This window comes from Candidatus Culexarchaeum yellowstonense (assembly GCF_024707025.1).
Taxonomy (GTDB): domain Archaea; phylum Thermoproteota; class Methanomethylicia; order Culexarchaeales; family Culexarchaeaceae; genus Culexarchaeum.
The window spans coordinates 1-2,112 of the sequence record NZ_JANGFQ010000254.1; the positions used below are offsets into that span (position 1 = coordinate 1).

Genomic DNA, 2,112 nt, shown 5'->3' on the forward strand with positions numbered 1-2,112 from the left:
TACCTTTAGAGTCAGCAATTTTAGGAGTTAATACTATAGCGTGTGAATATAATCCAGTAGCCTTCTTATTACTAAAAGCTACGGTTGAATTCCCTGCAAAGTATGGTATGGATTTATATTTGAGTGTTAAGGATGAAACTAAAAAGCTCATAAATTATGCACTAGAAAAATTAGCTCCTTTTTATGGAAGAGATGCGGAAGGATATATTATATTGAGGCAGGTTAATTTAAATGGTTTAGTGCGTCCTGTAGCCACAACTATTCCATTAACACCTCAAAGTTTTGTTTCGATAGAGGGGGAAAGGGTAAGAATAGTTAGTGGACGAGCAAAACTAGTTACAAACAGAAGATTGTTGTCTATTTGGATGCGGCAGCATAGTGATGCTTTAGAGAATAATAATGATGAACTCTTAGATATATTACATAGATGTTTAGTGGTTCAGACTAGGAAGGGATTTAGATTAGCTAATGAATTTGATCAAGAATTATTGCGAAGGGCATTTGAGGAATATCGTAAAATCAAACCGCTTCTACCAGAGTCTCAATTGCCTGGTGATAATAATATTTTCTATGATTTATTACCCTTAAGGAAGTACAGTAATCTATTTAATCCGAGGCAAGCGTTAGCATTAGGATTACTTATTGATTATGTTCGTAAGCGAATAGTAGAGCTAGTAAATGGTAAGGGTGAGTTTGGGGCTGCTGTAGGATTGTATCTTGCGTTAGGTATGGATAGGCTTGTTGACTTCAATTCTATAATAACCACGTGGAATGCTAATCAAGCAACTGTTAGAGATAGTATTGGATCTTATTATAAGTTCAGAAAGTTTAGATTGGAGGGGATATATGCTGAGGCGATAGTGCCGTTTAGAACGCTTGAATGGATATTCGAGCCGGATGCTGAAGACAGGACAGCTGGGGGGATGTGCCCAATATTAAGAGAATTATGTGAGAAATTGGAGGGGAAGGGTAATAAGGTGAGGGTGTGTTTGTGTGATGTGATGGAGCTTTCGAAGCACTTTCAGGAAAAAGTAAGTGTTATTAATGTGGATCCTCCTTATTATGATCAGCATGTTTATAGTGATTTTTCGGAATTTTTCTGGCCTCTTCTCAAAACAACTCTTAGTGATGCGTTGGGAATATTATTCAAAGAGAATTATCTATCTTCTTGGAGTCCTTTAAGCTGGCGTGTTCCGAAAGAAGATGAGATAGTTAGTAGAAAGTCTAATGATAAAATGTTTGAGGCTAAGCTCAGAAAAGCTTTAATAGAGATGGGGAAGGTCTTAGATGATGATGGACTTTTATTATTATGGTTTAGTCATAAAAAAATGGAGGCTTGGAAGGCTGTTGTGAAAGCTCTAAGGGATGCTGAATTTAAATTAACCAATATAATTCCATTAGTATCTGAGCATCCAACAAGAAGTATAACTAGGGGTGGGAAATCGGGGATTTCGCATGTCCTCATACTTGTGGCAAGAAAATCAAATAGTTCAATTCACATCTATAAGGAGGAGTTGAAAAAGAGAGTTATAAAGTGGGCAAAGAAAGCTAAATTATACCCATCGGAAAAAATAAGAGATGAAGGATTGGAAGTTATAACTGCAGCTGTTGATTTAGCATTACTAATTACCGAGGGGAATATAAATTAAAAATGTGAACCATGTCTTGATTAAAGCTATGTTTGCATACTTTCTTTCATCTTATGTCCTATGCTTATAGAAGGATAAAAACGAGAGCTTAATGATGAAGTCCACCTCGGAGATGTTGAAGGATAAAACTCTCTTCTCTGTTTTATTACCTATTTTAAATCTTGCTAGTAGCATACGTTAGAATTGGTTAAAAATAAGGTTGGTTATTCGTAGTTGGATGGTGTTCATTAGTAAAGTAGGACTGTGTATTTTTCTAATTTTTTGGTGGTGGGTTAATGCGTAGTTGCATTGCTTCGAGTGTTGTGACTCCTATTAATACTCTGTCAATTTGTTTGTTTATTAAAATTGGCATGATTCTCCGTTTTTCACCAATTTCTAAAACAGCATGTGTTAGATCGAGCTCATCATAACCTTTAGCTGTAGAAACTTTTACCTTTTCACCAATAGGATTAAGATTAAGATC

Annotated in this window: 1 protein-coding gene and 1 pseudogene; one reads left to right on the top strand and one right to left on the bottom strand. The window is 35.7% G+C overall.

The features are described from left to right. The coding region (locus MRT15_RS12310) for a hypothetical protein (protein WP_304330587.1) at positions 1-1,649 on the top strand (1,649 nt) is incomplete at its 5' end. A 253-nt stretch (positions 1,650-1,902) separates the two neighbouring features. Here the strand turns inward: MRT15_RS12310 and MRT15_RS12315 are convergent. Continuing rightward, a pseudogene (locus MRT15_RS12315) lies at positions 1,903-2,112 on the bottom strand (clan AA aspartic protease); the annotation flags it as partial.